Raw genomic sequence first — 1,648 nt, 5'->3', positions numbered from 1 at the left:
AATGACCTAACACCGGCAGAAAGACAAGCAGCAAAACAAAAAGCACAAGAAGCAGCTGACGCAGCAAAAGGCGAAATCGATAAAGCAACAAACACAGCAGCCATCGAAAGTGCAAAAGAAGCAGGGGTATCAAAAGTTTCTGTCATATTACCAGCTTATAAAATAAGAGTATCTGACACAGCTAACATTGACCAAACAACAAAAGATAAACTAAAAGAAGAGCTACTACGTTTAAATCCAGGTGTAACGATTATTTTTGGTGACAACAGAGTAACAGTTAATAACTTAGAAATACCATATACAGAGTTAATAGCAAAAGGTAACTACGAAGTTAATGTAGATACTCCTAATTACGATAGACCAAGATTTGAATTAGGCGTAATCTTACCTGATAACAATAAAGTTGGTAAAGATAAACTTAACTTCAATAAATCAATCTCTAATATAGATGTAGATAGTAACAAAGAAGGTACAACTTCATCTAATAAAGATGAATATCAAAACAAAAAACTACCAAAAACAGGAGCAATAGAGCAAAATACAATATTCTATGGAGCTACTGTACTGGGATTAGGTTTAATGATTGCATCATTAAGAAGACGAATTGAAGAAGAAAAGGAATAAATCGAATATAAAATATCAAGTTGATATTGCCATATAAAGTTAATGTAACTAGGAAGTAAAAAACGAGATATTTCATTTCTACTTCTATTAATATCAGTTGTTTTTGGTGAATAAAAAAAGAAGTAATCTTTAGCTAATTATTTTTTGAAACCTATCAGTATATTTATTTAAATAAATTATGTACTTTGTTTATCATAATATCTTAAAATAAAGGAGATAATAATATGAACTCTAAGTTGAAAAGTCATCGAGAATTTTTTTGCAAGAAGTGCGGAAGAAAAGTTGAGACTTTAGAAGGTGTTTTAGATAGGCGTACAGTATTTTGTAGTCATCTTTGTAGGAGACGCTATTGGCGTCATTCTGATAGACGAAGTTCTCAAGACATCAAATGATTTATTATAGAGAGCCGAATTTAGGCAGCCCTTAAGGGTTGCCTTTTTGGCTCTATGTCAAATAGGGTTGATGACTCATAAAAGGTAGTGATGTAACGAATGTTACGTCACTATCTTTTTATTTTGGCTCTTCGTCAAATTGTGTTGGTGGAGAGAAATAGTGAGTATGTTGGTAGTGAATGGCATTAACCATTCACTACCTTTTTCACATTCTTTTTCTGCCACTGAGAATGGTGTTGTATGATTAAAATACGCAATCTAAAATAAGAAAAACGTCTGTAGCCATAGGCAATGCGTTTGATGACTTTAATATGATTGTTGATAGTTTCTGTGATACCGTTTGAATAAGGTGTGGTAAAAGCTTGATAAATACCATTCTGATAGGTTTTAAAAATATCAAATTTCTTTCTAAACCACTCTGGTAATGACGGGTCAATATGATGAATAACCTTCATAAATAAATCAAAATCTCGCTGTCTATAAGCATATCTCAACTCTTGTAGAAACACAAATTACAATAGTAAGTTAGCCACCTCAGGCAAATCATAAGGACATACATAGTTAAATAATTTACGTGGATAACGATTCATCCATTGTTCAACAGCCGTTACTTCGTTAGGAGTAACGGTTGT

2 protein-coding genes are annotated in these 1,648 nt (G+C 32.3%); one reads left to right on the top strand and one right to left on the bottom strand.

Annotated features, from left to right (window positions below; genetic code table 11):
* A partial coding sequence (locus tag GMA06_RS08330; protein ID WP_163562286.1) for an LPXTG cell wall anchor domain-containing protein occupies positions 1-624 on the top strand: 624 nt, incomplete at its 5' end.
* A 577-nt stretch (positions 625-1,201) separates the two neighbouring features.
* Here the strand turns inward: GMA06_RS08330 and GMA06_RS08325 are convergent.
* Positions 1,202-1,525 (bottom strand): transposase, encoded by a 324-nt coding sequence (locus GMA06_RS08325; RefSeq protein ID WP_205426295.1) that lies wholly within the window; start codon positions 1,523-1,525, stop codon positions 1,202-1,204.
* Positions 1,526-1,648 lie beyond the last annotated feature (123 nt).

The sequence above is a fragment of the Granulicatella sp. zg-84 genome (assembly GCF_010892375.1).
Classification (GTDB): domain Bacteria; phylum Bacillota; class Bacilli; order Lactobacillales; family Aerococcaceae; genus WM01.
The sequence above is the reverse complement of the archived record's forward strand: the minus strand, read 5'-3'. Positions and strand labels throughout refer to the sequence as shown.